Source organism: Pseudomonas sp. AFG_SD02_1510_Pfu_092 (assembly GCF_003331055.1).
Classification (GTDB): Bacteria; Pseudomonadota; Gammaproteobacteria; order Pseudomonadales; family Pseudomonadaceae; genus Aquipseudomonas.
Genome location: NZ_PUQD01000012.1, coordinates 65,930 through 87,396 on the forward strand (window position 1 = coordinate 65,930; position 21,467 = coordinate 87,396).

At 63.8% G+C, this 21,467-nt stretch carries 20 protein-coding genes; 5 read left to right on the forward strand and 15 right to left on the reverse strand.

Features of this window, described 5'->3' with window-relative positions; genetic code table 11:
* The 3 genes from C6A77_RS08280 to C6A77_RS08295 all read right to left on the reverse strand — a co-directional run bounded on the left by C6A77_RS08280 (position 1) and on the right by C6A77_RS08295 (position 4,366).
* Entirely contained in the window at positions 1 to 1,059 is a 1,059-nt protein-coding gene (locus tag C6A77_RS08280; protein ID WP_114169009.1) for a putative 2-aminoethylphosphonate ABC transporter ATP-binding protein, read from the reverse strand.
* A 219-nt stretch (positions 1,060 to 1,278) separates the two neighbouring features.
* Positions 1,279 to 2,148 (reverse strand): LysR family transcriptional regulator, encoded by an 870-nt coding sequence (locus tag C6A77_RS08290; protein ID WP_114169011.1) that lies wholly within the window; start codon positions 2,146 to 2,148, stop codon positions 1,279 to 1,281.
* A gap of 7 nt (positions 2,149 to 2,155) precedes the next feature.
* Positions 2,156 to 4,366 carry a heavy metal translocating P-type ATPase gene (locus C6A77_RS08295; protein WP_114169012.1) on the reverse strand — a complete coding sequence of 737 codons (2,211 nt, stop codon included), beginning with the start codon at positions 4,364 to 4,366 and terminating at the stop codon, positions 2,156 to 2,158.
* Between the two features lie 83 nt (positions 4,367 to 4,449).
* On the opposite strand from C6A77_RS08295, the gene cadR reads away from it, so the two are divergent.
* Positions 4,450 to 4,893, forward strand: a complete 444-nt coding sequence (gene cadR, locus C6A77_RS08300) for a cadmium resistance transcriptional regulator CadR (RefSeq protein WP_114169013.1) — start codon at positions 4,450 to 4,452, stop codon at positions 4,891 to 4,893.
* Positions 4,894 to 5,010: 117 nt separating this feature from the next.
* On the opposite strand, the gene C6A77_RS08305 is transcribed toward cadR, so the two are convergent.
* Genes C6A77_RS08305 through C6A77_RS08315 form a run of 3 tightly spaced genes read right to left on the reverse strand, consistent with a single transcriptional unit; the run spans position 5,011 to position 7,639 of the window.
* Positions 5,011 to 5,982, reverse strand: a complete 972-nt coding sequence (locus C6A77_RS08305; protein ID WP_114169014.1) for a thymidylate synthase — start codon at positions 5,980 to 5,982, stop codon at positions 5,011 to 5,013.
* A 48-nt stretch (positions 5,983 to 6,030) separates the two neighbouring features.
* Complete coding sequence (gene lgt / locus C6A77_RS08310; protein WP_114169015.1) at positions 6,031 to 6,840, reverse strand: prolipoprotein diacylglyceryl transferase; 810 nt, start codon at positions 6,838 to 6,840, stop codon at positions 6,031 to 6,033.
* 16 nt (positions 6,841 to 6,856) lie between these two features.
* Positions 6,857 to 7,639: a sulfite exporter TauE/SafE family protein gene (locus C6A77_RS08315; protein WP_114169016.1), complete on the reverse strand. Its 783-nt coding sequence runs from the start codon at positions 7,637 to 7,639 to the stop codon at positions 6,857 to 6,859.
* Positions 7,640 to 7,768: 129 nt separating this feature from the next.
* On the opposite strand from C6A77_RS08315, the gene C6A77_RS08320 reads away from it, so the two are divergent.
* Positions 7,769 to 8,515: an NRDE family protein gene (locus C6A77_RS08320; RefSeq protein WP_114169017.1), complete on the forward strand. Its 747-nt coding sequence runs from the start codon at positions 7,769 to 7,771 to the stop codon at positions 8,513 to 8,515.
* Between the two features lie 134 nt (positions 8,516 to 8,649).
* Here the strand turns inward: C6A77_RS08320 and ptsP are convergent, their stop codons facing one another.
* From ptsP to ilvA, 4 genes are all read right to left on the reverse strand, one after another.
* The gene (gene ptsP, locus C6A77_RS08325; RefSeq protein ID WP_114169018.1) at positions 8,650 to 10,929 is read right to left on the reverse strand and encodes a phosphoenolpyruvate--protein phosphotransferase; all 2,280 of its coding nucleotides are present in this window, start codon (positions 10,927 to 10,929) and stop codon (positions 8,650 to 8,652) included.
* 22 nt (positions 10,930 to 10,951) lie between these two features.
* Positions 10,952 to 11,431 carry an RNA pyrophosphohydrolase gene (locus C6A77_RS08330; RefSeq protein ID WP_003249017.1) on the reverse strand — a complete coding sequence of 160 codons (480 nt, stop codon included), beginning with the start codon at positions 11,429 to 11,431 and terminating at the stop codon, positions 10,952 to 10,954.
* 117 nt (positions 11,432 to 11,548) lie between these two features.
* Positions 11,549 to 11,974, reverse strand: a complete 426-nt coding sequence (locus C6A77_RS08335; protein WP_114169019.1) for a DUF2269 family protein — start codon at positions 11,972 to 11,974, stop codon at positions 11,549 to 11,551.
* A gap of 148 nt (positions 11,975 to 12,122) precedes the next feature.
* The gene (gene ilvA / locus C6A77_RS08340; RefSeq protein ID WP_114169020.1) at positions 12,123 to 13,637 is read right to left on the reverse strand and encodes a threonine ammonia-lyase, biosynthetic; all 1,515 of its coding nucleotides are present in this window, start codon (positions 13,635 to 13,637) and stop codon (positions 12,123 to 12,125) included.
* Positions 13,638 to 13,772: 135 nt separating this feature from the next.
* Here ilvA and rpiA point away from each other — a divergent pair, with 135 nt between their 5' ends.
* Positions 13,773 to 14,447 (forward strand): ribose-5-phosphate isomerase RpiA, encoded by a 675-nt coding sequence (gene rpiA, locus C6A77_RS08345; RefSeq protein ID WP_114169021.1) that lies wholly within the window; start codon positions 13,773 to 13,775, stop codon positions 14,445 to 14,447.
* A 73-nt stretch (positions 14,448 to 14,520) separates the two neighbouring features.
* Here the strand turns inward: rpiA and C6A77_RS08350 are convergent, their stop codons facing one another.
* The 4 genes from C6A77_RS08350 to C6A77_RS08365 all read right to left on the reverse strand — a co-directional run bounded on the left by C6A77_RS08350 (position 14,521) and on the right by C6A77_RS08365 (position 18,653).
* Positions 14,521 to 15,432: an SdiA-regulated domain-containing protein gene (locus C6A77_RS08350; RefSeq protein WP_114169022.1), complete on the reverse strand. Its 912-nt coding sequence runs from the start codon at positions 15,430 to 15,432 to the stop codon at positions 14,521 to 14,523.
* 90 nt (positions 15,433 to 15,522) lie between these two features.
* On the reverse strand, positions 15,523 to 16,443 hold the full coding sequence (locus tag C6A77_RS08355; protein ID WP_114169023.1) for an SdiA-regulated domain-containing protein: 921 nt from the start codon (positions 16,441 to 16,443) through the stop codon (positions 15,523 to 15,525).
* 121 nt (positions 16,444 to 16,564) lie between these two features.
* Positions 16,565 to 17,230, reverse strand: coding sequence for a fumarylacetoacetate hydrolase family protein (locus tag C6A77_RS08360; protein WP_114169024.1), 666 nt, complete (start codon positions 17,228 to 17,230; stop codon positions 16,565 to 16,567).
* 25 nt (positions 17,231 to 17,255) lie between these two features.
* Positions 17,256 to 18,653, reverse strand: coding sequence for an FAD-binding oxidoreductase (locus C6A77_RS08365; protein WP_114169025.1), 1,398 nt, complete (start codon positions 18,651 to 18,653; stop codon positions 17,256 to 17,258).
* A gap of 171 nt (positions 18,654 to 18,824) precedes the next feature.
* On the opposite strand from C6A77_RS08365, the gene serA reads away from it, so the two are divergent.
* Positions 18,825 to 20,054, forward strand: a complete 1,230-nt coding sequence (gene serA / locus C6A77_RS08370) for a phosphoglycerate dehydrogenase (protein WP_114169026.1) — start codon at positions 18,825 to 18,827, stop codon at positions 20,052 to 20,054.
* 165 nt (positions 20,055 to 20,219) lie between these two features.
* Here serA and C6A77_RS08375 read toward each other — a convergent pair whose 3' ends face one another.
* Positions 20,220 to 20,693, reverse strand: coding sequence for a DUF4399 domain-containing protein (locus C6A77_RS08375; RefSeq protein ID WP_114169027.1), 474 nt, complete (start codon positions 20,691 to 20,693; stop codon positions 20,220 to 20,222).
* Positions 20,694 to 20,915: 222 nt separating this feature from the next.
* Here C6A77_RS08375 and C6A77_RS08380 point away from each other — a divergent pair, with 222 nt between their 5' ends.
* A complete protein-coding gene (locus C6A77_RS08380) occupies positions 20,916 to 21,404 on the forward strand; it encodes a transporter substrate-binding domain-containing protein (protein WP_114169028.1) in 489 nt (162 codons plus the stop codon).
* Positions 21,405 to 21,467 lie beyond the last annotated feature (63 nt).

Here is a 21,467-nt window from a genome sequence, read left to right on the forward strand (position 1 = left end):
TCAGGCAAACACCTGCAGGCTCTGCGGCGGCAGTGCCACCCAGATCTCGGGTGAGCCCAGGCGCGGCATGGCCTCGGGCGCCACCTCCGCCAGCAGTGCATGGCCTGGCAGGGCCTTGAGCTCGAAACTCATGCGGCAGCGGTTACCGAGGAAGGTGATTTCGCGGACCATCGCCGGGAACAGGTTTTCTTCATGCACCGGCGGGTTGACCGTGATCGCCTCCGGGCGGCAGAACAACCGGCCACTGCTGGCCCGCGCCGCGCCCGGTGCCAGGCGCATGCTCATGGCCCCCACCTGGGCGTGGCTGTCGCTGCTGCGCTGGAACGGCAGCCAGTTGCCCTGGCCAACGAACTCGGCAACGAACGGCGTGGCCGGCTGGTCGTAGATTTCCTGCGGGGTGGCGTACTGCTCGACCTGGCCATTGTTCATCACCGCGATGCGGTCGGCCATCAGCATGGCCTCGTCCTGGTTGTGGGTGACCATCAGCGTGGTGATACCCAGCTGGCGCTGCAACTGGCGCAGCTCGGTGCACAGGTGCTCGCGCACCCGGGCGTCCAGCGCCGACATCGGCTCGTCGAGCAGCAGCAGCGACGGCGCCGGGGCCAGCGCGCGGGCCAGGGCCACACGCTGCTGCTGGCCGCCGGAAAGCTGGCCGGGGTATTTCTTCTCGCTGCCAGCAAGGCCTACCAGGCCGAGCATTTCGGCCACCCGCTGGCGGGCCTGGTCACGGCCGCTGCCGGTCAGGCCGTAGGCGATGTTGGCTTCGACGGTGAGGTTCGGGAACAGCGCGTAGGACTGGAACAGGATGCCGTAGTCACGGGCCTGCGGCGGCAGCTCGGAGATATCGCGCCCGCCGATGTACAGCGTGCCACGGTCCTGGCGTTCCAGGCCGGCGATGCAGCGCAGCAGCGTGGTCTTGCCGCAGCCGGACGGGCCGAGCAGGCACACCAGTTCACCGGCGGCGATGTCCAGCGAGACATCGTTGAGCGCGGTGAAGGCACCGAAGCGCTTGTGGATGTTGCGCACTTTTAGCGGTGCGCCGGGGGTGGTGTGGTTCATGGCAGGGCCTCATCGAAGAGATGGGGGCCATGCTAGGAAGGCTGTGCGAAGGTTCTGTGGCTGTAGGGCAAAAGCGGGTGATAGTGGTATAGGCAGATTTTGTAATGGCCTGTGCGGGCCTCTTCGCGGGTAAACCCGCTCCCACAGGAACCGCACAGCCTTCAGATGCGGCGCAATCCCTGTGGGAGCGGGCAAGCCCGCGAAGAAGCCACCCCAGGTCTAGAACTGGGACCCGGCCACTTCCTGTGCCACCCCCAGGAACGCCGCCGGCAACCTGGCCTGGCGCCGCTCCTTCAGGCAATACAGGTACTCATGCATCACCGGCGCATCGTCCAGCGCCAGCACCCGCAATTCGGGGTTGTGCGGCACTTCATGGCGGGCAATCACGCTGATGCCGATATTGCGCAACACCGCCTCGCGGATCGACTCGCGGCTGCCAATCTCCAGCAACGCGCCAGCCTTCACCCCGGCTGCCTGCATCATCTGCTCGGTCAACTGGCGCGTGGTCGAACCCCGCTCGCGCATCAGCAGGCAATGCCCGGCCACCACCTCGATCGATACCGCCTGGCGATGGGCCAACGGGTGGTTGCGGTGCACCGCCACCACCAACGGGTCGCTCCCCAGTACGCGCCGTACCAGCCGGGCGTCTTCCACCAGTTGCGACGAGGCGGCGATATCCACCCGGTAGTCCTCGAGCATTTCCAGCACCTGCTGCGAGTTGCCGATCTCCACCGCCACCTCGACCTGCGGCAGGCGTTCGCGATAAATCTTCACCAGGTCGAGGATGTAGTAAGGCGCAGTGGCGGCGATGCGCAGGCTGCCCTGGGCCTGGCCGCTGTTGCGCAGCTCGAATTCGATGTCAGCCTCCTGCTGCAGCAGCGCCTTGACCATCGGCAGCAGGCGCACGCCCTCCTCGCTCAGCACCAGGCGCCGCCCGCCGCGGTAGAACAGCTCTACCGCATACTGGGCTTCCAGGTTACGAATCTGGGTGGTCACCGTGGGCTGGCTGAGCCCGAGCTTCTTCGCCGCCAGGGTAATGCTGCCCAGGCGGGCCACCATGTAGAAGGCTTTCAGCTCCGAACTCAGCATAGGTCCTCTATTTGCGCAAAAGGCGCAGGCCGTTGAACACCACCAGCAGGCTCACGCCCATGTCGGCGAACACCGCCATCCACATGGTGGCCATGCCGGCAAAGGTGATCGCCAGGAATATCGCCTTGATGCCCAACGCCAGAACGATGTTCTGCATGAGGATCGCCGCACTTTGGCGCGACAGCCTGACGAACGCCGGGATTTTCCGCAAGTCGTCGTCCATCAGCGCCACATCGGCAGTCTCGATCGCGGTGTCGGTACCGGCCGCGGCCATGGCAAAGCCGATCTCGGCACGCGCCAACGCCGGCGCATCGTTGATCCCGTCACCGACCATGCCCACCCGATGGCCCTGGGCATACAGGGCCTCGATGCTGGCGAGCTTGTCGGCAGGCAGCAGGTTGCCTTCGGCGCGGTCGATACCCACCAACGCCGCGATGGCCTGGGCGGTATGGGGATTGTCCCCGGTCAGCATGACCGTCTTGATACCCAACTCGTGCAGCTCGGCAATGGCCTGGCGGCTGCTTTCCTTCACCGTATCGGCCACAGCGAACAGCGCCAGCGGGCCAGAGCGGTCGAGCAATAGCACCACGGTCTTGCCCTGGCGCTCCAGCGCATCCAGCTGCGCCTCCAGCTCAGGCGAACACAGCCCCAGTTCCTCGACCAGGCGGTGGTTGCCCAGGTGATAGAGCTCGCCGTCGATGCGGCCACGCACGCCTCGGCCAGCCAGGGCGGCAAAGTCTTCGACTTCGCTCAAGGCCAGGCCTTGTTGCTTGCCGAACTGGGCAATGGCATGGGAAACCGGGTGGTCCGAACGCTCGCCCAGGCTGGCAGCCAACGCTTGTGCGCGGCCTTCGAACAGCGGCTCGAGAACCTTGGCGTCGGTCTGCACCGGCTTGCCGTGGGTGATCGTGCCGGTCTTGTCGAGAGCGAGGCAGTCCAGCTGGCGACCACCTTCCAGATACACGCCCCCCTTGATCAGGATGCCCTTGCGCGCGGCCGCGGCCAGGCCGCTGACGATGGTCACCGGGGTCGAGATCACCAGGGCGCAAGGGCAGGCCACCACCAGCAGCACCAGGGCGCGATAGACCCAGTCGAACCAGGCGCCGGTCATGAACAGCGGCGGAATCACCGCCAAGGCCAGGGCGATGGCGAACACCACCGGCGTGTAGACCCGCGAGAAGCGGTCGACGAACCGCTGGGTCGGCGCCCGCGCGCCTTGCGCTTCTTCCACAGCCTTGATGATCCGCGCCAGGGTCGATTGCCCGGCAGCGGCAGTCACGCGAAACTCCAGCGCCCCGGCCTGGTTGATGGTGCCGGCGAACAGCTTGTCGCCCACGGCCTTCTCCACCGGCAGGCTTTCACCGGTGATCGGCGCCTGATCGACGCTGGATTGCCCACTGGTCACTTCACCGTCGAGGCCGATGCGCTCGCCGGGGCGGACCCGCACCAGCGCACCGATAGCCACCTCGCGCACCTCCACTTCGCGCCATTGGCCGTCGGCCTGGCGCACGGTGGCCATGTCCGGGGTCAGTTGCATCAGGCCGCCGATGGCATTGCGCGCGCGGTCCAGCGAACGGGCCTCGATCAGCTCGGCGACGGTGAACAGCACCATCACCATGGCCGCTTCCGGCCACTGCCCGATCAACACCGCGCCGGTCACGGCAATGCTCATCAGCGCGTTGATGTTGAGGTTGCGGTTTTTCAGGGCGATCCAGCCCTTCTTGTAGGTACCCAGGCCACAACCGAGAATGGCCGCCAACGCCAGCGCCGCTACCACCCACTGTGGGGCCAGCGCGGCAAAGTGCACGATTTCAGCAGCGATCGCGGCAACCGCAGACAGCGCCAGCGGCCACCAACGGGTCTTGGCGGCTTGCGGTGCGCTGGCGGGACCGTCGTCTTCGGCACCAAGCGGCTCGGCTTTCATGCCCAGGCTGTCGATAGCCCGTTCGATTTCGGCGGTGTCGTCCAGGGTGTGGCGCACGCCAAGCACGCGGTTGATCAGGTTGAACTCCAGCTGCTCGATACCGGCCAGCTTGCCCAGCTTGTCCTGGATCAGGGTCTGTTCGGTCGGGCAGTCCATGGCCTCGATGCGGAAACGGCTGAACCGGGCATGGCTGCTGGCTTTCTCGCTCAGCTGCACCAAGGCAGGCGCAGCGGCGCTGCCACAGCAACTGTGGGCGTGATCGTGCTTGTGTTCATGGCTGACAGGCTGGTTCATGGGGTCATCCTTAATTTGAGCCTGTTGCCAAGTGAACACCCTGTAGCCACTATAGGGTCAAGCGTATTGCTGGAGATTTGCTGATGAAGATCGGAGAACTGGCCAAAGCCACTGACTGCGCCGTGGAAACCATCCGCTACTACGAGCGTGAACAGCTCCTGCCGGAGCCGGCACGTAGCGACGGCAACTACCGGCTGTACACCCAGGCCCATGTCGAGCGGCTGACCTTCATCCGCAACTGCCGGACCCTGGACATGACCCTGGACGAAATCCGCAGCCTGCTACGCCTGCGCGACAGCCCGGATGATTCCTGCGGCAGCGTCAATGCGTTGATCGACGAGCATATCGAGCACGTGCAGGCGCGGATCGATGGCTTGGTGGCATTGCAGGAGCAACTGGTGGAGCTGCGCCGACGCTGCAACGCGCAGGGGTCGGAATGCGCGATATTGCAGCAACTGGAAACAAATGGGGCGGTATCGGTGCCGGATACCGAGCATTCGCATGTGGGGCGGAGTCACGGGCATTGAGCCAAAAGCTTCGCGGGTGAACCCGCTCCCACAGATACTGCGCAGGCCTGAGCTTTGTGCGGTCCCTGTGGGAGCGGGTTTACCCGCGAAGAGGCCAGTTCAGGCAGTAAAGATCTTTCAGACCGCCATCGGCGCCGTCATCGGCGCATGGTGCTCATAGCCTTCCAGCCAGAAATCACTCGGCTCGATCTTCTCCAGCCACTCCGGCTCGTACTTGCCCGTTTCGGCAAATGCCGGCACGCGGTCGCTGATCACCAGCTTCGGCGCTGCCAGCGGCTCGCGCTTGAGCTGCTCGTTGAGCATGTCCAGGTGGTTTTCATACACATGGGCATCGCCGATGAAGTAAGTGAACCAGCGCGGCGTATAACCGGTCAGGCGGCCGAACAGCGACAGCAGCGCCGCGCCTTCGGTAAGGTTGAACGGCGTCCCCAGCCCCAAATCGTTGGAGCGGATGTACAGGGTCAGGGAAATTTCCCTGGTCTCTACATTCGGGTGGAACTGATAAAGCAGGTGGCACGGCGGCAGGGCCATTTCGTCCAGCTGCGCGCAGTTCCAGCCATGGAACAGGATACGGCGGCTGCCCGGGTCGTTGGCGATGGTGTCCAGGCACTGGCGCACCTGGTCGATGGCCTTGTACAGGATGACGAAGGCAACGCCGTCCTCCTCGTCCTGGGCGATGCGGCGGAAGCCCGCCTTTTCGGCCATTTCGATGGCCGCCGGGTTGCTCAGCGGGATGCGCTTGTAGCCCGGCCATTGGCGCCATTGCACGCCGTAGATCTCGCCGAGGTCGTCATGGCCCTGGCGGAACGGGTTGGCCAGCCACTGGGCGTTTTCGTTGGCGTTCTGGTCCCAGACCTTGCAGCCCAGCTCGCGGAACTCGCCCGCGTTCTTCACCCCACGCAGGAAACCGACCATCTCGCCAATCGCCGACTTGAACGCCAGCTTGCGCGTGGTAATGGCCGGAAAGCCCTTCTGCAGGTCGAAACGCAGCATGGCGCCGGGCAGGCTGATGGTGCGGATACCGGTGCGGTTGCCTTGCAGCGTGCCGTTGTCGATGACGTCGCGGACCAGGTCTAAATACTGTTTCATGGCTTACCTGTAACGAGAACGGCAGGGGGATCGCCCCTGCCGTGGAAATCAGACGGCGGCCTTGGCCGTCGGTTTACGGTTGTAGGCCCACCAGATCAGGAATATGCCGCCAACGATCATCGGCACGCACAGCAACTGACCCATGGTCAACCAGCCGAAGGCTATGTAGCCGAGCTGGGCGTCGGGTACGCGCACGAATTCCACGATAAAGCGGAAAATGCCGTAGAACAGCGCGAACATGCCGGAAACGGCCATGGTCGGGCGCGGCTTGCGCGAGTACAGCCAGAGAATGACGAATAATGCCACACCTTCCAGCGCGAATTGGTACAGCTGCGACGGGTGACGCGGCAGCTGTGCCGGGTCGCTGAACGGCGGGAAGACCATCGCCCAAGGCACATCGGTAGCCTTGCCCCACAGCTCGGCGTTGATGAAGTTACCGATGCGCCCGGCGCCCAGGCCGATCGGTACCAGCGGCGCGACGAAGTCCATCAGTTCGAAGAACGACTTGTTGTTGCGCTTGCCGAACCACAAGGCCGCCAGCATTACCCCGATGAAACCGCCGTGGAACGACATGCCGCCCTTCCACACCTCGAAGATCAGCGCCGGGTTGGCCAGGTAGGCATGCAGGTCGTAGAACAGCACGTAGCCCAGGCGGCCACCGACGATCACGCCCATCGACAGCCAGAACACCAGGTCGGAGAGCTTTTCCCGCGTCCAGGTGGGGTCGAAGCGGTTCAGCCGGCGCGAGGCCAGCAGCCAGGCACCGCCGATGCCGACCAGGTACATCAGGCCATACCAATGGATTTTCAGCGGCCCGATGGCCAGCGCCACGGGGTCAATCTGCGGGTAAGGCAGCATGGAACTTCCTCTCGATTCAAATCAAAAAGCTGAGGCCGACACAGAACAGCAAGGCTGCGAACAGGCGTTTCAACAAACGTGGCGACAGCTTGTGCGCCAGGCGCGCGCCGAAGCGGGCGAAAAACATGCTGGTCACGGCGATGCCGAGCAGCGCCGGCAGGTACACGTAACCCAGGCTGTGGGCCGGCAGGTGCTGCTCGTGCCAGCCCAGCAGCATGAAGCTCAGTGCACTGGCCAGGGCAATCGGCAAGCCGCAGGCCGAAGATGTGGCTACCGCCTGCTGCATGGGCAGGCTGCGCCAGGTCAGGAACGGCACGGTCAGCGAACCGCCGCCGATACCGAAAATGGCCGAAGCCCAGCCAATCACCCCGCCGGCACCGATCAACGCGGGTTTGCCGGGGATGCCGCGGCTGGCCTTGGGCTTGAGGTCGAGCGCCATCTGGGCGGCGATGACCAGGGCGAACACGCCGATGATCTTCTGCAGCAGCGGGCCCTGGATCAAAGAGGCGGTCTTGGCACCGATACCGGCGCCGATGAGGATGCCAACGGTCATCCAGATGAAGATCGGCCACTGCACCGCGCCCTTGCGCTGGTGCTCCAGCACGGCATTGATCGAGGTGAAGACGATGGTGGCCAGCGAGGTGCCGACTGCCAGGTGAGTCAGTACCGAGGCATCGAAGCCCTGCAAGGTGAAGCTGAACACCAGCACCGGCACGATGATGATACCGCCGCCCACGCCGAACAGCCCGGCCAGCACGCCGGCGCAGGCACCCAACAGCAGATAGAGCACGAATTCCATTCGTCATCCCCGAGAAAACAATCCGGCATGGTAACGGAAGCCGGGCTCGGGGCTCTAGTGAACTCTGTGTCAGGATGGATCAGCCTTGCCGCTGTGGGTACAGTGGCAAAAAACACCGAGGCTCGACCGATGTGCCTGATCGTATTCGCCTGGCGGCCGGGGCATGCCCTGCCGCTGATCGTGGCGGCCAACCGCGACGAGTTCTATGCCCGCCCGACCCAGGCCCTGGCGGCCTGGGCGGATGCACCCGGCGTGTATGCGGGGCGTGACCTGGAGGCCGGCGGCACCTGGCTGGGTGTGGGCCCGCAGGGGCGCTTCGCGGCGCTGACCAATATCCGTGACCCGGCGCAGGCGCTGGGGCCGCGCTCGCGTGGCGAACTGGTGGCGGCGTATCTGCACGGGGAGCTGGGGGTCGAGGCCTATCTGGATCAGGTGGCCAGCCGCAGCGGGCAGTATTCGGGGTTCAACCTGCTGGTGGGTGACGGGCATCAGCTGGGTTACCTGCACGCCCGCGAGGCGGCGCCGCGCCTGTTGCGAGTCGGGGTTTACGGGCTGTCCAATGCCGGGCTGGATACGCCGTGGCCGAAGCTGGTGAAGGCGCGCAGTGGGTTGGAGGGGTTGCTGGAAACGCCGGAGCCGCAGCGGTTGCTGGAGTTGCTGGCGGATAACGAGCCGGCGGCTGATGGTGATCTACCCGAGACGGGCGTTGGGGTGGCGACCGAGAAGTTGCTGTCGAGCGTGTTCATTGCCAGCCAGAACTATGGGACCCGGGCGAGTACGGTGCTGATTGTTGATGACCAGGGTAGAAGGCGGCTGGTTGAGCGCAGTTTCGGGCCCTTTGGCGGGCATTTGGGGGAAGTAGAGCTTTCGATCTGATCACTTGATGTTGCCTGTGCTGGCTTCTTCGCGGGCTTGCCGGCTCCCACAGGTATCTCACAAGACCTAAGGCCTGTGGAGTACCTGTGGGAGCGGGCAAGCCCGCGAAGAGGCCGGCACAGGCCACCCCGCATTCACAGGGTTTTATTGGCCCCAGGCCCGATCATCCGCGCCAGGCCAAGGTTCTTCAGGGCCAGCTGCAGCGAGCTGTGGATAACCTGCGGGTTGTCATGGCTCAAGGCCTCGACCAGCAGCTCCCTGGCCTTGCTCAGGTTCACCTGGCGCAGCATCCACTTCACCTTCGGCAGGTTGGTGGCGTTCATCGACAGGCTGTCGAAGCCCATCGCCATCAACAGGATCGCCGCCGCCGGGTCACCGGCCATCTCGCCGCAGATGCTCACCGGCTTGCCTTCGCCATGGGCGTCGCGCACCACGGTGTTCAGCGCCTGCAGCACGGCCGGGTGCAGGTAGTCGTACAGATCGGCGACGCGCGGGTTGTTGCGGTCCACCGCCAGCAGGTACTGGGTCAGGTCGTTGGAGCCGACCGAGAGGAAGTCCACCTGCCGCGCCAGCTCCTTGGTCTGGTACACCGCAGCAGGAATTTCCACCATCACGCCCACCGGCGGCATCGGCACATCGGTGCCTTCGTCACGCACCTCGCCCCAGGCGCGGTGGATCAGGTGCAGCGCTTCTTCCAGTTCATGGATACCGGAAATCATCGGCAGCAGGATGCGCAGGTTGTTCAGGCCCTCGCTGGCCTTGAGCATGGCACGGGTCTGCACCAGGAAGATTTCCGGGTGGTCGAGGGTGACGCGGATGCCGCGCCAGCCGAGGAACGGGTTTTCTTCCTTGATCGGGAAATACGACAGCGACTTGTCGCCACCGATGTCGAGGGTGCGCATGGTCACCGGCAACGGGTGGAAGGCCGCCAGCTGTTCGCGGTAGATGGCCAGTTGCTCTTTCTCGCTGGGGAAGCGCTGATTGATCATGAACGGCACTTCGGTGCGGTACAGCCCGACCCCTTCGGCACCGCGCTGCTGCGCACGGGCCACATCGGCAAGCAGGCCAGTGTTGACCCACAGCGGCATGCGATGGCCGTCCGGGGTCACGCACGGCAGTTCGCGCAGGGCATCCAGGCCCTGGGCCAGCTGGCGTTCTTCCTCGACCACGTCGCTGTACTGCTTGCGCAGCACTTCGCTGGGGTTGGTGAACACTTCGCCCTTGTAGCCGTCGACGATCATCTCGATGCCATCGACCTTGGAATACGGCAGGTCGACCAGGCCCATCACCGTGGGAATACCCATGGCGCGGGCCAGGATGGCAACGTGGGAGTTGCCCGAGCCCAGTACCGATACCAGGCCGACCAGCTTGCCTTCGGGCACTTCACCGAGCATGGCCGGGGTCAGCTCTTCACTGACCAGGATGGTGTTGTCGGCATACACCAGCGACTGCGAACGGGCTTCCTGCAGGTAGGCCAGCAAGCGCCGGCCAAGGTCCTTGACGTCGGAGGCGCGTTCGCGCAGGTAATCATCGTCCATCAGCTCGAAGCGGTTGACATGCTCGCCCACCACCTGGCGCAAGGCGCCCTGGGCCCACTGGCCGGTCTTGATGACTTCGGTCACCTCACCGCCCAGGGCCGCGTCTTCGAGCATCATCAGGTACACATCGAACAGCGCACGCTCTTCCGGGCGCAGCTGGGTGGCGAGCTTGGCCGACAGCTTGCGCATGTCGTCGCGCACGCCTTCGAGGGCGTTCTGGAACAGCTTCAGTTCGGCGTCGATGTCATCGACGGCCTTGTCCGGCACCACTTCCAGGTCGGCCGGCGGCAGCATCACCACCGCGCGCCCCACGGCGGCGCCTGGCGAGCCCGGTACGCCGACGAAGCGCGCTTCCTGAATGCCCTTGCCCTGGCGGCCCAGGCCGCGGATCGAGCCGGTCGCCTCGGCGTGGGCGATAACCCCGGCGAGTTGCGCGCTCATGGTGACCAGGAAGGCTTCTTCGCCTTCGTCGAACTGACGGCGCTCCTTCTGCTGGATGACCAATACGCCGACCACACGGCGGTGGTGGATGATCGGTGCACCGAGGAAGGAGGCGAATTTTTCTTCGCCGGTTTCGGCGAAATAGCGGTAACGCGGGTGGTCGGCGGCGTTTTCCAGGTTCAGCGGCTCTTCCCGGGTACCGACCAGGCCGACCAGGCCTTCGTTGGGGGCCATGCTGACCTTGCCGATGGAGCGCTTGTTCAGGCCTTCGCTAGCCATCAGCACGAAGCGGTTGGTTTCCGGGTCGAGCAGGTAGACCGAGCAGACCTGGCTGCCCATGGCCTCCTTGACGCGCAAGACAATGATCCCCAACGCCGACTTGAGATCTTTGGCGGAGTTTACTTCCTGGACGATCTTGCGCAGCGTATTGAGCATGGCTCGGGGTCGAACTCCGTCGTCAGTCGCGCGTCAGCAGACGCGGTGCTAGCTCTTTCAGGGCGCGTCGGTAGACCTCGCGCTTGAATGTCACAACCTGGCCCAGCGGGTACCAGTAGCTGACCCAGCGCCAGCCGTCGAACTCCGGCTTGCCGGTCAGGTCCATCCGCACCCGTTGCTCGTTGCTCACCAGGCGCAGCAGGAACCATTTCTGTTTCTGGCCGATGCACAGCGGCTGGCTGTGGGTACGCACCAGTCGCTGGGGTAAACGATAACGCAACCAGCCACGGGTGCAGGCAAGAATTTCCACATCATCGCGTTCAAGGCCAACTTCTTCGTTCAGCTCGCGGTACAGGGCATCTTCCGGCGTCTCGTCAGGGTTGATGCCACCCTGGGGAAACTGCCAGGCATCCTGGTTGATCCGTCGAGCCCATAGCACCTGCCCGGCATCATTCGTGAGAATGATCCCGACATTGGGGCGAAAACCATCCGGGTCGATCACGGCAGCAACCTCGCAAACGCATGTCACCGCATTGTTCCACAAAGCTTGCGAGCGCAGCAACGCGCCCGCCAAGCTTATGTGCAGCGGCGTGAAAACTCCGTATTTTCTGCCGCACTGTCAGACAGGCTTGGCGCCCATCAGCCCGGCAATCGACAGCAGGCAAACCCCACTGAACACCGCCAGCGCCAAGGTAAAGCGCAGCCCTGCCACTTCGGCCTTGCGCAGCCGGTTCAGCCGCACCAACAGCCACCACAGGGCGAATGCACCCAGCGTATAGAGGACACTGGACGCCAACACCCAGGTCTGCCCCAGCGGCCAGCCCACCAGGTGCACCAGCCACCAGCCGGTGAACGGCATGCTTGCCAGGCACAGGCCCATCACCAGCCAGACGAACAGCAGCGGCCGGCGCAGCAGCTTGGCGTAGGCCTCGGTATCGCCCTGTCGGCGGGCGCGCACGGTCCAGATCGCCAGGCCCAGGGCGCCCAGCAGCAGGAGTATGGTGGCAACGATGTGCAGGGTTTTGAGGGCGGTCAGGTGTTCCATGTCTCGGGTGTCCTTGAGCAGGCCATTTTGTGCAGGCTTCTTCGCGGGCTTGCCCGCTCCCACAGGGATATCACAGGCCCTGAAGCCTGCGCAGTACCTGTGGGAGCGGGCAAGCCCGCGAAAGGGCCTTCAGCCCCAGCTTAGCCGCTCAGCCCAGGAACAGCTTGTAGGCCGGGTTCTCGGTCTCGTCCCAGTACGGGTAACCAATCTTCGCCAGCGCCGCCGGCACCAGGTGGCGCTCGTCCTCCGGCACTTGCAGCCCGGCCACCACGCGCCCGTCGGCCGCGCCGTGGTTACGGTAATGGAACATCGAGATGTTCCAGCGCCCGCCCAGCTTGTTGAGGAAGTTGAACAGCGCCCCCGGGCGCTCGGGGAATTCGAAGCGCAGCACCATCTCGTCACTGGCGCCGGCCGAGTGGCCACCGACCATGTGGCGAATATGCAGCTTGGCCAGCTCGTTGTCGGTCAGGTCGGTAACCGGGAAGCCCTGTTCGGTCAGGTGTTGCACCAGCGCCGCCCGCGGGTCGTTTTCCGGGTGGGTCTGCACGCCGACGAAGATATGTGCCTCATCGGAGGTGTGCTTGCGGTAGTTGAACTCGGTGATCTGGCGCTTGCCGATCGCCTCGCAGAAAGCCTTGAAGCTGCCCGGGCGCTCGGGGATGGTCACGGCGATGATCGCTTCGCGCTTCTCACCCAGCTCGGCACGCTCGGCCACATGGCGCAGGCGGTCGAAGTTGACGTTGGCGCCGGAATCGATGGCCACCAGCGTCTGGCCGGACACACCGTACAGCTCGACATACTTCTTGATGCCGGCCACGCCCAGTGCGCCGGCAGGTTCGGTGATCGAGCGGGTATCGTCGTAGATATCCTTGATCGCAGCGCAAATCTCATCGGTGCTTACCGTGACCACTTCGTCCACATGATGACGGCAGATATCGAAGGTATGCTGGCCGATCTGCGCCACCGCAACGCCATCGGCGAACAACCCGACCTGTGGCAGCACCACGCGCTCGCCCGCCGCCATGGCCGCTTGCAGGCAGTTGGAGTCGTCCGGCTCGACGCCGATCACCTTGATTTCCGGGCGCAGGTATTTCACGTAGGCCGCAATGCCGGCGATCAGCCCGCCGCCGCCCACGGGCACGAAGATCGCGTCCAGTTGCCCCGGGTGCTGGCGCAGGATTTCCATGGCCACCGTGCCCTGCCCGGCGATGGTGTGCGGGTCATCGTAAGGGTGGACGTAGACGAAGCCCTTTTCATCGACCAGCTTCAGCGAATAGGCCAGCGCCTCGGGGAACGAGTCGCCATGCAGCACCACCTTGCCGCCGCGCGAACGCACACCTTCGACCTTGATCTCCGGCGTGGTCTTGGGCATCACGATGGTGGCCTTGATGCCCATCTCGCGGGCGGCCAGGGCCAGGCCCTGGGCGTGGTTGCCGGCCGAGGCGGTGACCACGCCACGCGCCAGTTCTTCCGGGCTCAGCTGGGCCAGCTTGTTGTACGCCCCGCGGATCTTGAACGAGAACACCGGCTGCAGGTCTTCGCGCTTGAGCAGAATCTGGTTGCCCAGGCGCTTGCTCAGTTGCCCGGCGCTCTGCAATGGGGTTTCGACGGCAACGTCATAGACGCGCGAGGTGAGGATCTTCTTGACGTACTGTTCGAGCATCGGGAAAGCATCACTGGGCCGCGGGACAAGGGCTGGGAGTCTACCCCAGCGCTACGTCGGGCGACCACAGCAAAGCCGCCCGAGCCGTTATACTAGGCTCCTTTTCAAACCCGCCCTGCCCCTCTCGGAGCCCGCATGACCCAGGACCAACTCAAACAGGCCGTCGCCCAGGCCGCTGTCGACTTCATCGTGCCCAAGCTGGATGAAAAGAGTGTTGTCGGCGTCGGTACCGGTTCGACCGCCAATTTCTTCATCGACGCCCTGGCTCAGCACAAGACCGCCTTCGACGGCGCCGTCGCCAGCTCCGAAGCCACCGCCCAGCGTCTGAAGGGCCATGGCATCCCGGTCTACGAGCTGAACAGCGTCAGCGAGCTGGAGTTCTACGTGGACGGCGCCGACGAGAGCGACGCGCACCTGAACCTGATCAAGGGCGGCGGCGCGGCCCTGACCCGCGAGAAGATCGTTGCGGCGGTAGCCAAGACCTTCATCTGCATTGCCGACGCCAGCAAGCTGGTACCGGTGCTGGGCGCCTTCCCGCTGCCGGTCGAAGTGATCCCGATGGCCCGCAGCCACGTGGCGCGCCAGCTGGTCAAGCTGGGCGGCGACCCGGTATATCGTGAGGGCGTGGTGACCGACAACGGTAACGTGATTCTCGATGTGCACAACCTGCAGATCACCAACCCGGTAGCGCTGGAAGCTCAGATCAACGCCATCGTCGGCGTGGTGACCAACGGCCTGTTCGCGGCGCGCCCGGCCGACTTGCTGCTGCTGGGTACCGCCGAGGGCGTGAAAAGCCTGAAGGCCGAGTAAACTTCTTCGCGGGCATGCCCGCTCCCACAGGGATATTCACAGCTGTGGGAGCGGGCAAGCCCGCGAACGGCCCTCACTGGCCATCAGTGTGCGGCTGCTTGAACACATAGAACAGGTTCGGCTCACTCACCAGGTAAATGGTCCCCGCCTCGTCCATCGCGATCCCCTCCGCCTGCGGCACCGTCGCCTGCAACCCCTGAAAGCCCTTGCGCAGCGACAAGGTGCTCAGCGGCTGCCCTTGCACATCCAGTTCCAGCACCAGCCGCGACTCGTCCGACAGCGCCAGCAGATGCCCGCTGCGCTCGTCGAACTGCAAGCTCGACAGGTCGCGCACAAACAGCCGGGAATCGCGCTTGCGATCCTGCACTACATGCACGGCGTACGGCTTCTCCGGGTTGTCATGGGGAAAACCATGCACTTCGTAGATCAGCATCGGGTCACGTTCCTTGGCCACGAACAGGCGCTTGCCTGCCGAATCGTAGGCCAGGCCTTCGAACCCCTTGTTGCCGTTCAGGCCAATGCCCAGGCTGAGCTGCTCGGCGTCACCGGCATCGAGAAACAGCGTGTCGTCGTCCAGGCGCACGCGAATCAGCCGCTGCTGGCGCTCATCGGTGATCACGTAGCTGTTCGGCCCGATGTACTCCACGGCTTCCGGATCGCCGAAACCGGTCAGCGGCACCCGGCGCAGGATGCGACCGTCCAGCGACAGTTCGATCAGCTCCGAGCGGGCGTTGGTGACGCTGAACAGCGTCTTGCGATCAGGGTCGTAGGTCAGCGCCGACAGGTCGTCATCCAGCCCTTCGACCGGCTGCGCCTCCAGCACCACTTGATAGCGGTCCAGGCCGATGCTCTGCTCGGCAGGTTGCCACCACGCCTTGAGGTTGAACCAGCCGCGCTCGAACAGACGAAACTCCTGGCCGGCCCAACCGAGCAGGAGCAGTCCGATGACAGCCAATACAAGAGACAGGCGAAGAAAACGGCGCATGAGGGCAGACTCGACTTGGGGGTGGCGAATCTAACCATGAACAACTGAAGTAAAGCTTAATGCCAGCATCCGAAAAGTCGGATGTTGCGGTCAGTTCTTTCTGAAGCGATAGAAAAGCGCCGGTTCACTGACCATGTACAGGTTGCCCTGGTCGTCCATGGCCACCCCTTCGGCCCGCGGGATGGTGTCTTGCAGGCCGTTGAAACCACCCAGCAAGGTCATGAAGCTGACCTGCTGGCCCTGCTCGTCCAGCTCCAGCAGCATGTTCGAATCGGCCGACAGCACCAGCAGGTGGCCGGTGCGCGGGTCGACGCTCAAGGCCGAGAGGTTGCGCAGGTCCAGCTCATCGCTGGGCAAGGGTTGCTTGTCGCCCGTGAGCGGGCTGCGGCCATCGGTATTCCAGGTATACAGCTTGGGCGGACGCTCCTCGCCGATGACCAGGCGCTGGCGCAGCGGGTCCCAGGCCACCGCTTCGAAACCCTTGTTGCTCTTTACCGACGGGCCCAGGTCGTGGCTCTGGAAGTCGTCATGGTTCAGGGCGGTGGTCTGCGCGTCCACCTTGACCACGGTCAGGTCATGCAGGCGCTCGTCGGTGATCGCCAGGTAGCCGTCTTCCAGCACGGCGACGCCTTCCGGGTTGTTCCAGCCGTTGAGTGGAATCTGCCGCAGTACATCGCCTTCCAGGCTCAGTTCGACCAGAAACGGGTTCTTGCCCATGACCGCAAACAGCGTGCGGGTACGCGGGTTGAAGGCCACATCCGAGGCTTCGTCGTCGTCCATGCCCGGCAGCGGCTTGGCATCGATGTCGACCTGGTAGTTCGGCAGCCACACGCTTTCGCTGCGTTCGGCGGTGCTTTCGAAGCTTTCCTTGACCCAGAGCGCGCCGCGATCATCCCAGTGCATGGCGACGGCCACGCCATAACCGATCACCGCTGCCACGGCCAGGCCGAAGGGCCAGCGCAGGAAGAAACGACGCTTGGGAGTTGCCGGAGCGCTGGAGGGAGATGGCATGCGGGGGGTCCTGGGGAAATGGGCGTAGGTTCGCGCATTATCCGGATGAGGTGTGAAAAATCGGTAAACGGGGCCGGCCTCTTCGCGGGTTCACCCGCGAAGAAGGCGACGCGGTTTCGAGTCAGAGCACCCGGCTCTCGAAGCGGCTCACACCCGGCAGCTCCAGCACCAGTTCGTCACCGACACTGAACGGCCCGACGCCCGCCGGGGTGCCGGTGAGAATCACATCACCGGCCTGCAGCGAAAAATGCGCAGCCATGTACTGAATCATCGGCACGATCGGGTTGAGCATCAGCGCGCTGTTGCCGTCCTGGCGCACTTCGCCGTTGACGGTCAGGCGCACCGGGATGTCGGCCAGGTCCTCGAAGCTGGCGGCCGACACGAACGGTGGCAGCACGCAAGCGCCATCGAAACACTTGGCCAGCTCCCACGGCAGGCCCTTCTCCTTCAGCCTGGCCTGCACGTCGCGCAAGGTCAGGTCCAGCGCAGGGGCAAAACCGGAAATAGCATCCAGCACCTCTTCCTCGGTCGGGTGCGCCGACAGCGGCTTGCCCAGCAGCACCGCAATTTCGGCCTCATAGTGCACCGAGCCGCGCTCGGTCGGGATCTTGAAGCCGCCCTCGGCCGGCACCACGCAACTGCCTGGCTTGATGAACAGCAGCGGTTCGCTGGGGATGGGGTTGTCCAGTTCCTTGGCATGTTCGGCATAGTTACGGCCGATGCACACCACCTTGCCCAGCGGGAAGTGAATGCGCGTGCCGTCTACGTACTGGTGCTGGTAACTCATGGCCGACTCCTCTGAATACTGCTTTTTATTCCGGTGCGAAGATCTTACCCGGATTCATGATGCCGTTAGGGTCGAAGACCGCCTTTATTGCTTTCATGCAGACGATTTCTTCCGCTGAGCGGCTGTAGCCCAGGTAGTCGCGCTTGGTCATGCCCACACCATGCTCGGCGGAGATCGAGCCGTTGTAGCGCTCGACGATCTCGAACACCCACTTGTTGACCCTGGTGCAGGAGGCGAAGAACTCGTCCTTGCTCAAATGTTCGGGCTTGAGAATGTTCAGGTGCAGGTTGCCGTCACCGATGTGGCCGTACCACACCACTTCGTAATCCGGGTAATGTTCGGCGACGATGGCGTCGATGTCCTGCAAGAAAGCCGGCACTTTCGATACGGTGACCGAGATATCGTTCTTGTACGGGGTCCAGTGCGAAATGGTTTCCGACAAGTACTCGCGCAGTTTCCACAGGTTCTTCAGCTGGGTCTCGCTCTGGCTCATCACCCCGTCCAGCACCCAACCCTGCTCGACGCAATGCTCGAAGGTGGCCAGGGCTTGGTTGGCCACCTCTTCGGTGCTGGCCTCGAACTCCAGCAGCGCATAGAACGGGCAGTCGGTCTCGAACGGCGCCGGCACGTCGCCGCGGGCGAGGATCCTGGCCAGGCCTTTGTCTGAAAAGAACTCGAAGGCGGTCAGGTCCAGCTTGCCCTGAAAGGCGTGCAGCACCGGCATGATCGAGGCGAAGTCCGGGGTGCCCAGTACCATCGCGGTGAGGTTGCGCGGGGCGCGGTCCAGACGCATGGTCGCCTCGACCACGAAGCCCAGCGTGCCTTCGGCGCCGATGAACAGCTGACGCAGGTCGTAGCCGGTGGCGTTCTTGATCAGGCCCTTGTTCAGCTCCAGCAGTTCGCCTTTGCCGGTAACCACTTTCAGCCCGGCGACCCAATTGCGGGTCATGCCATAGCGAATCACCTTGATCCCGCCGGCATTGGTGCCGATGTTGCCGCCAATCTGGCTGGAACCGCTGGAAGCGAAGTCCACCGGGTAATACAGGCCCTGCTCTTCGGCGTAATTCTGCAACTGACGGGTAATCACCCCCGGCTGGCAGACCACGGTACGGTCGAAGGCATTGAAGTCGAGAATGCGGTTCATATAGTCGAACGCGACCACCACTTCGCCGTTGGCCGCCACGGCACCGGCGGAAAGCCCGGTACGCCCGCCAGACGGCACCAGCGCGACCTTGTGCGTATTGGCCCAGCGCACGATCGCCTGCACCTGCTCCACCGTCCGGGGGAACACGATGGCGCTGGGCGCCGGCGGGTAGTGCTTGGTCCAGTCCTTGCCGTAGGCCTCCAGGGAAGCCGCGTCGGTCAGGACCTTGCCAGGGTCGACAAGGGTCATCAGTTCTTCAATAACAGCGGGGTGAGTCATCGCTGGAACTCTCGACTTATTCATAGTCACCCTGAGCACTCTTCACCTGTCGGGATAAGCTCAGATTGTGTCGCGTATGCTAGCATAGCCCTCCCGCTGTTCATGCTAAGGCAGCCCTGGCGCCTGGCATCACCCCTCGCCATTTTTTCTCCGGGATACAGGTTTACGCAGATGAGCAAGACTTCTCTCGACAAGAGCAAGATCCGGTTCCTTCTTCTTGAAGGTGTGCACCAGAACGCGGTCGATACTCTCAAGGCCGCCGGCTACACCAACATCGAATACCTCACTGGTTCGCTGCCGGAAGCCGAGCTGAAGGAAAAGATCGCCGACGCCCATTTCATCGGCATCCGTTCGCGCACCCAGCTGACCGAAGAGATCTTCGACTGCGCCAAGAAACTGGTCGCCGTTGGCTGCTTCTGCATCGGCACCAACCAAGTTGACCTGGACGCCGCCCGCGAGCGCGGTATCGCCGTGTTCAACGCGCCGTACTCCAACACCCGTTCGGTGGCCGAGCTGGTACTGGCCGAGGCCATCCTGCTGCTGCGCGGTATCCCGGAGAAGAACGCTTCCTGCCACCGTGGCGGCTGGATCAAGAGCGCGGCCAACTCGTTCGAGATCCGCGGCAAGAAGCTGGGCATCGTCGGCTATGGCTCGATCGGCACGCAACTGTCGGTACTGGCCGAAAGCCTGGGCATGCAGGTGTACTTCTTCGACCCGCTGACCAAGCTGCCGCTGGGCAACGCGGTGCAGGTAACCAGCCTGCACGAACTGCTGGGCCTGGCCGACATCGTCTCGCTGCACGTGCCTGAACTGCCGTCCACCCAGTGGATGATCGGCGAGAAGGAAATCCGTGCGATGAAAAAGGGCTCGATCCTGATCAACGCCGCCCGTGGCACCGTGGTCGAACTGGACCACCTGGCCGCTGCGATCCGCGACAAGCACCTGATCGGCGCTGCCATCGACGTGTTCCCGGTAGAGCCGCGCTCCAACGACGAAGAGTTCGAAAGCCCGCTGCGTGGCCTGGACAACGTCATCCTGACCCCGCACATCGGTGGTTCCACTGCCGAAGCCCAGGCCAACATCGGCCTGGAAGTGGCCGAGAAGCTGGTCAAGTACAGCGACAACGGTACCTCGGTATCCTCGGTCAACTTCCCGGAAGTGGCCCTGCCGGCGCACCCAGGCAAGCACCGCCTGCTGCACATCCACGAAAACATCCCGGGCGTGCTCAGCGAGATCAACAACGTCTTTGCCGAGAACGGCATCAACATCTCCGGCCAGTTCCTGCAGACCAACGAGAAGGTCGGCTACGTGGTGATCGACGTTGACGCCGAGTACTCGGACCTGGCGCAAGAGAAGCTGCAACAGGTCAAGGGCACCATCCGTTCCCGCGTACTGTTCTAAGCGCGCTGGCGGCATGAAAAAGGGAGGCCCTGGTGGCCTCCCTTTTGTTTGCCTGTGACATCGGTGTCGCCTGCTTCGCGGGCTTGCCCGCTCCCACCGGGCCACACAAGCCTTGAAACCAGTGGTGACCTGTGGGAGCGGGCAAGCCCGCGAAAAGACCAACCCCTACTTCACCTCGACGGTAATCTTCTGCGACACCACGCTTGGCTTGAACGGCACGTGGAACTGGTCACCCAGCACCAGTTGCAGGGTGTGCTTGCCCGGGGTCAGGGTAATGCTGGTTTCGGTTTGTGCCTTGCCGAAGTGCAGCACTTGCGGGCCGTCCGGCAGTGCGGTGCCGGCCTGTGGCATCAGGCTGGTTGGCAGTGGCATGTCGGCCACGGGTTCCTTGTCCACATCCACCAGCAGGTGGTGGTGCCCGGTGTGCGGGGTATGGTCACCCGCAGGCTTGAGCTCCATGCCCTGGATGCCGAACTTGACGGTGAAGGTCTTGTCGACCGTGGCGCCATCGGCGGGGGAAACGATGAAGACCTTGGCCTCCTTGGGCGGCTCCTGGCTCTTGAGGTCTGCGGCACTGGCGAACATTGACGCCCCCATCAGCAGACCGGCAACGGCAGCACGCGAAAATAGGCTGTTCATTCACTTCTCCTGTGATTCACTTGTTGACCGCCGCCTGCGATCCAACGGCGGCGGTGGTTCACCTTAGTTGGTATGGATGCCCGGATGTTCATCTCGACAGGCAGAAATATTTCAATCAGGGTTAAACAATGCCGAGGCTTCAAGGTCATAGGCTGCGCTCGACCGCGGCGAGGAATAAAGCCGTGGCGAGGTTTTTCATTTGCCAAAGGAGAGGGGGCGCTCATGCGTTCGACCATAGCGGTACTGCTGGCGGTACTGATCACGCCATTGGCTCAGGCCGAGCTGATAGACGAAATTGCCGACCGGGGCGAACTGCGCATTGCCGTACAGGCAGACAACTCGCCGTACGCCTTCAAGGAAAATGACCACCTGACCGGCTTCGAGGTCGACTTCGGCCAGGAACTGGCCCGGGAGCTGGACCTGCGCGCCGAGTTCATCGAAGCCCCGGCGCCAGAAGTACTGCCCGGTGTCGAGAGCGGCAAGTTCGATATCGCGGTGACCCCGTCGAGCGAATCGCCCAAGGGCGACGGCCCGCTCGATGTGAGCTTGCCGTTTGGCGAGAAGCAGCTGGTGATCCCGTTCCAGAAGGACAACCCGGCGTTCGAAAGCGCGGTGAACAATGCCCTGCAACGGCTCAAGGACAGCGGGCGCACTGCCGAGCTGGAGCAGAAGTGGTTCAAGGCTGTGCCGGCGACGGCGGCCGAACAATAGGTTCTTGTAACCTGGGCTGGCTCTTCGCGGGTAAACCCGCTCCCACAGGTTCATCACAAAGTC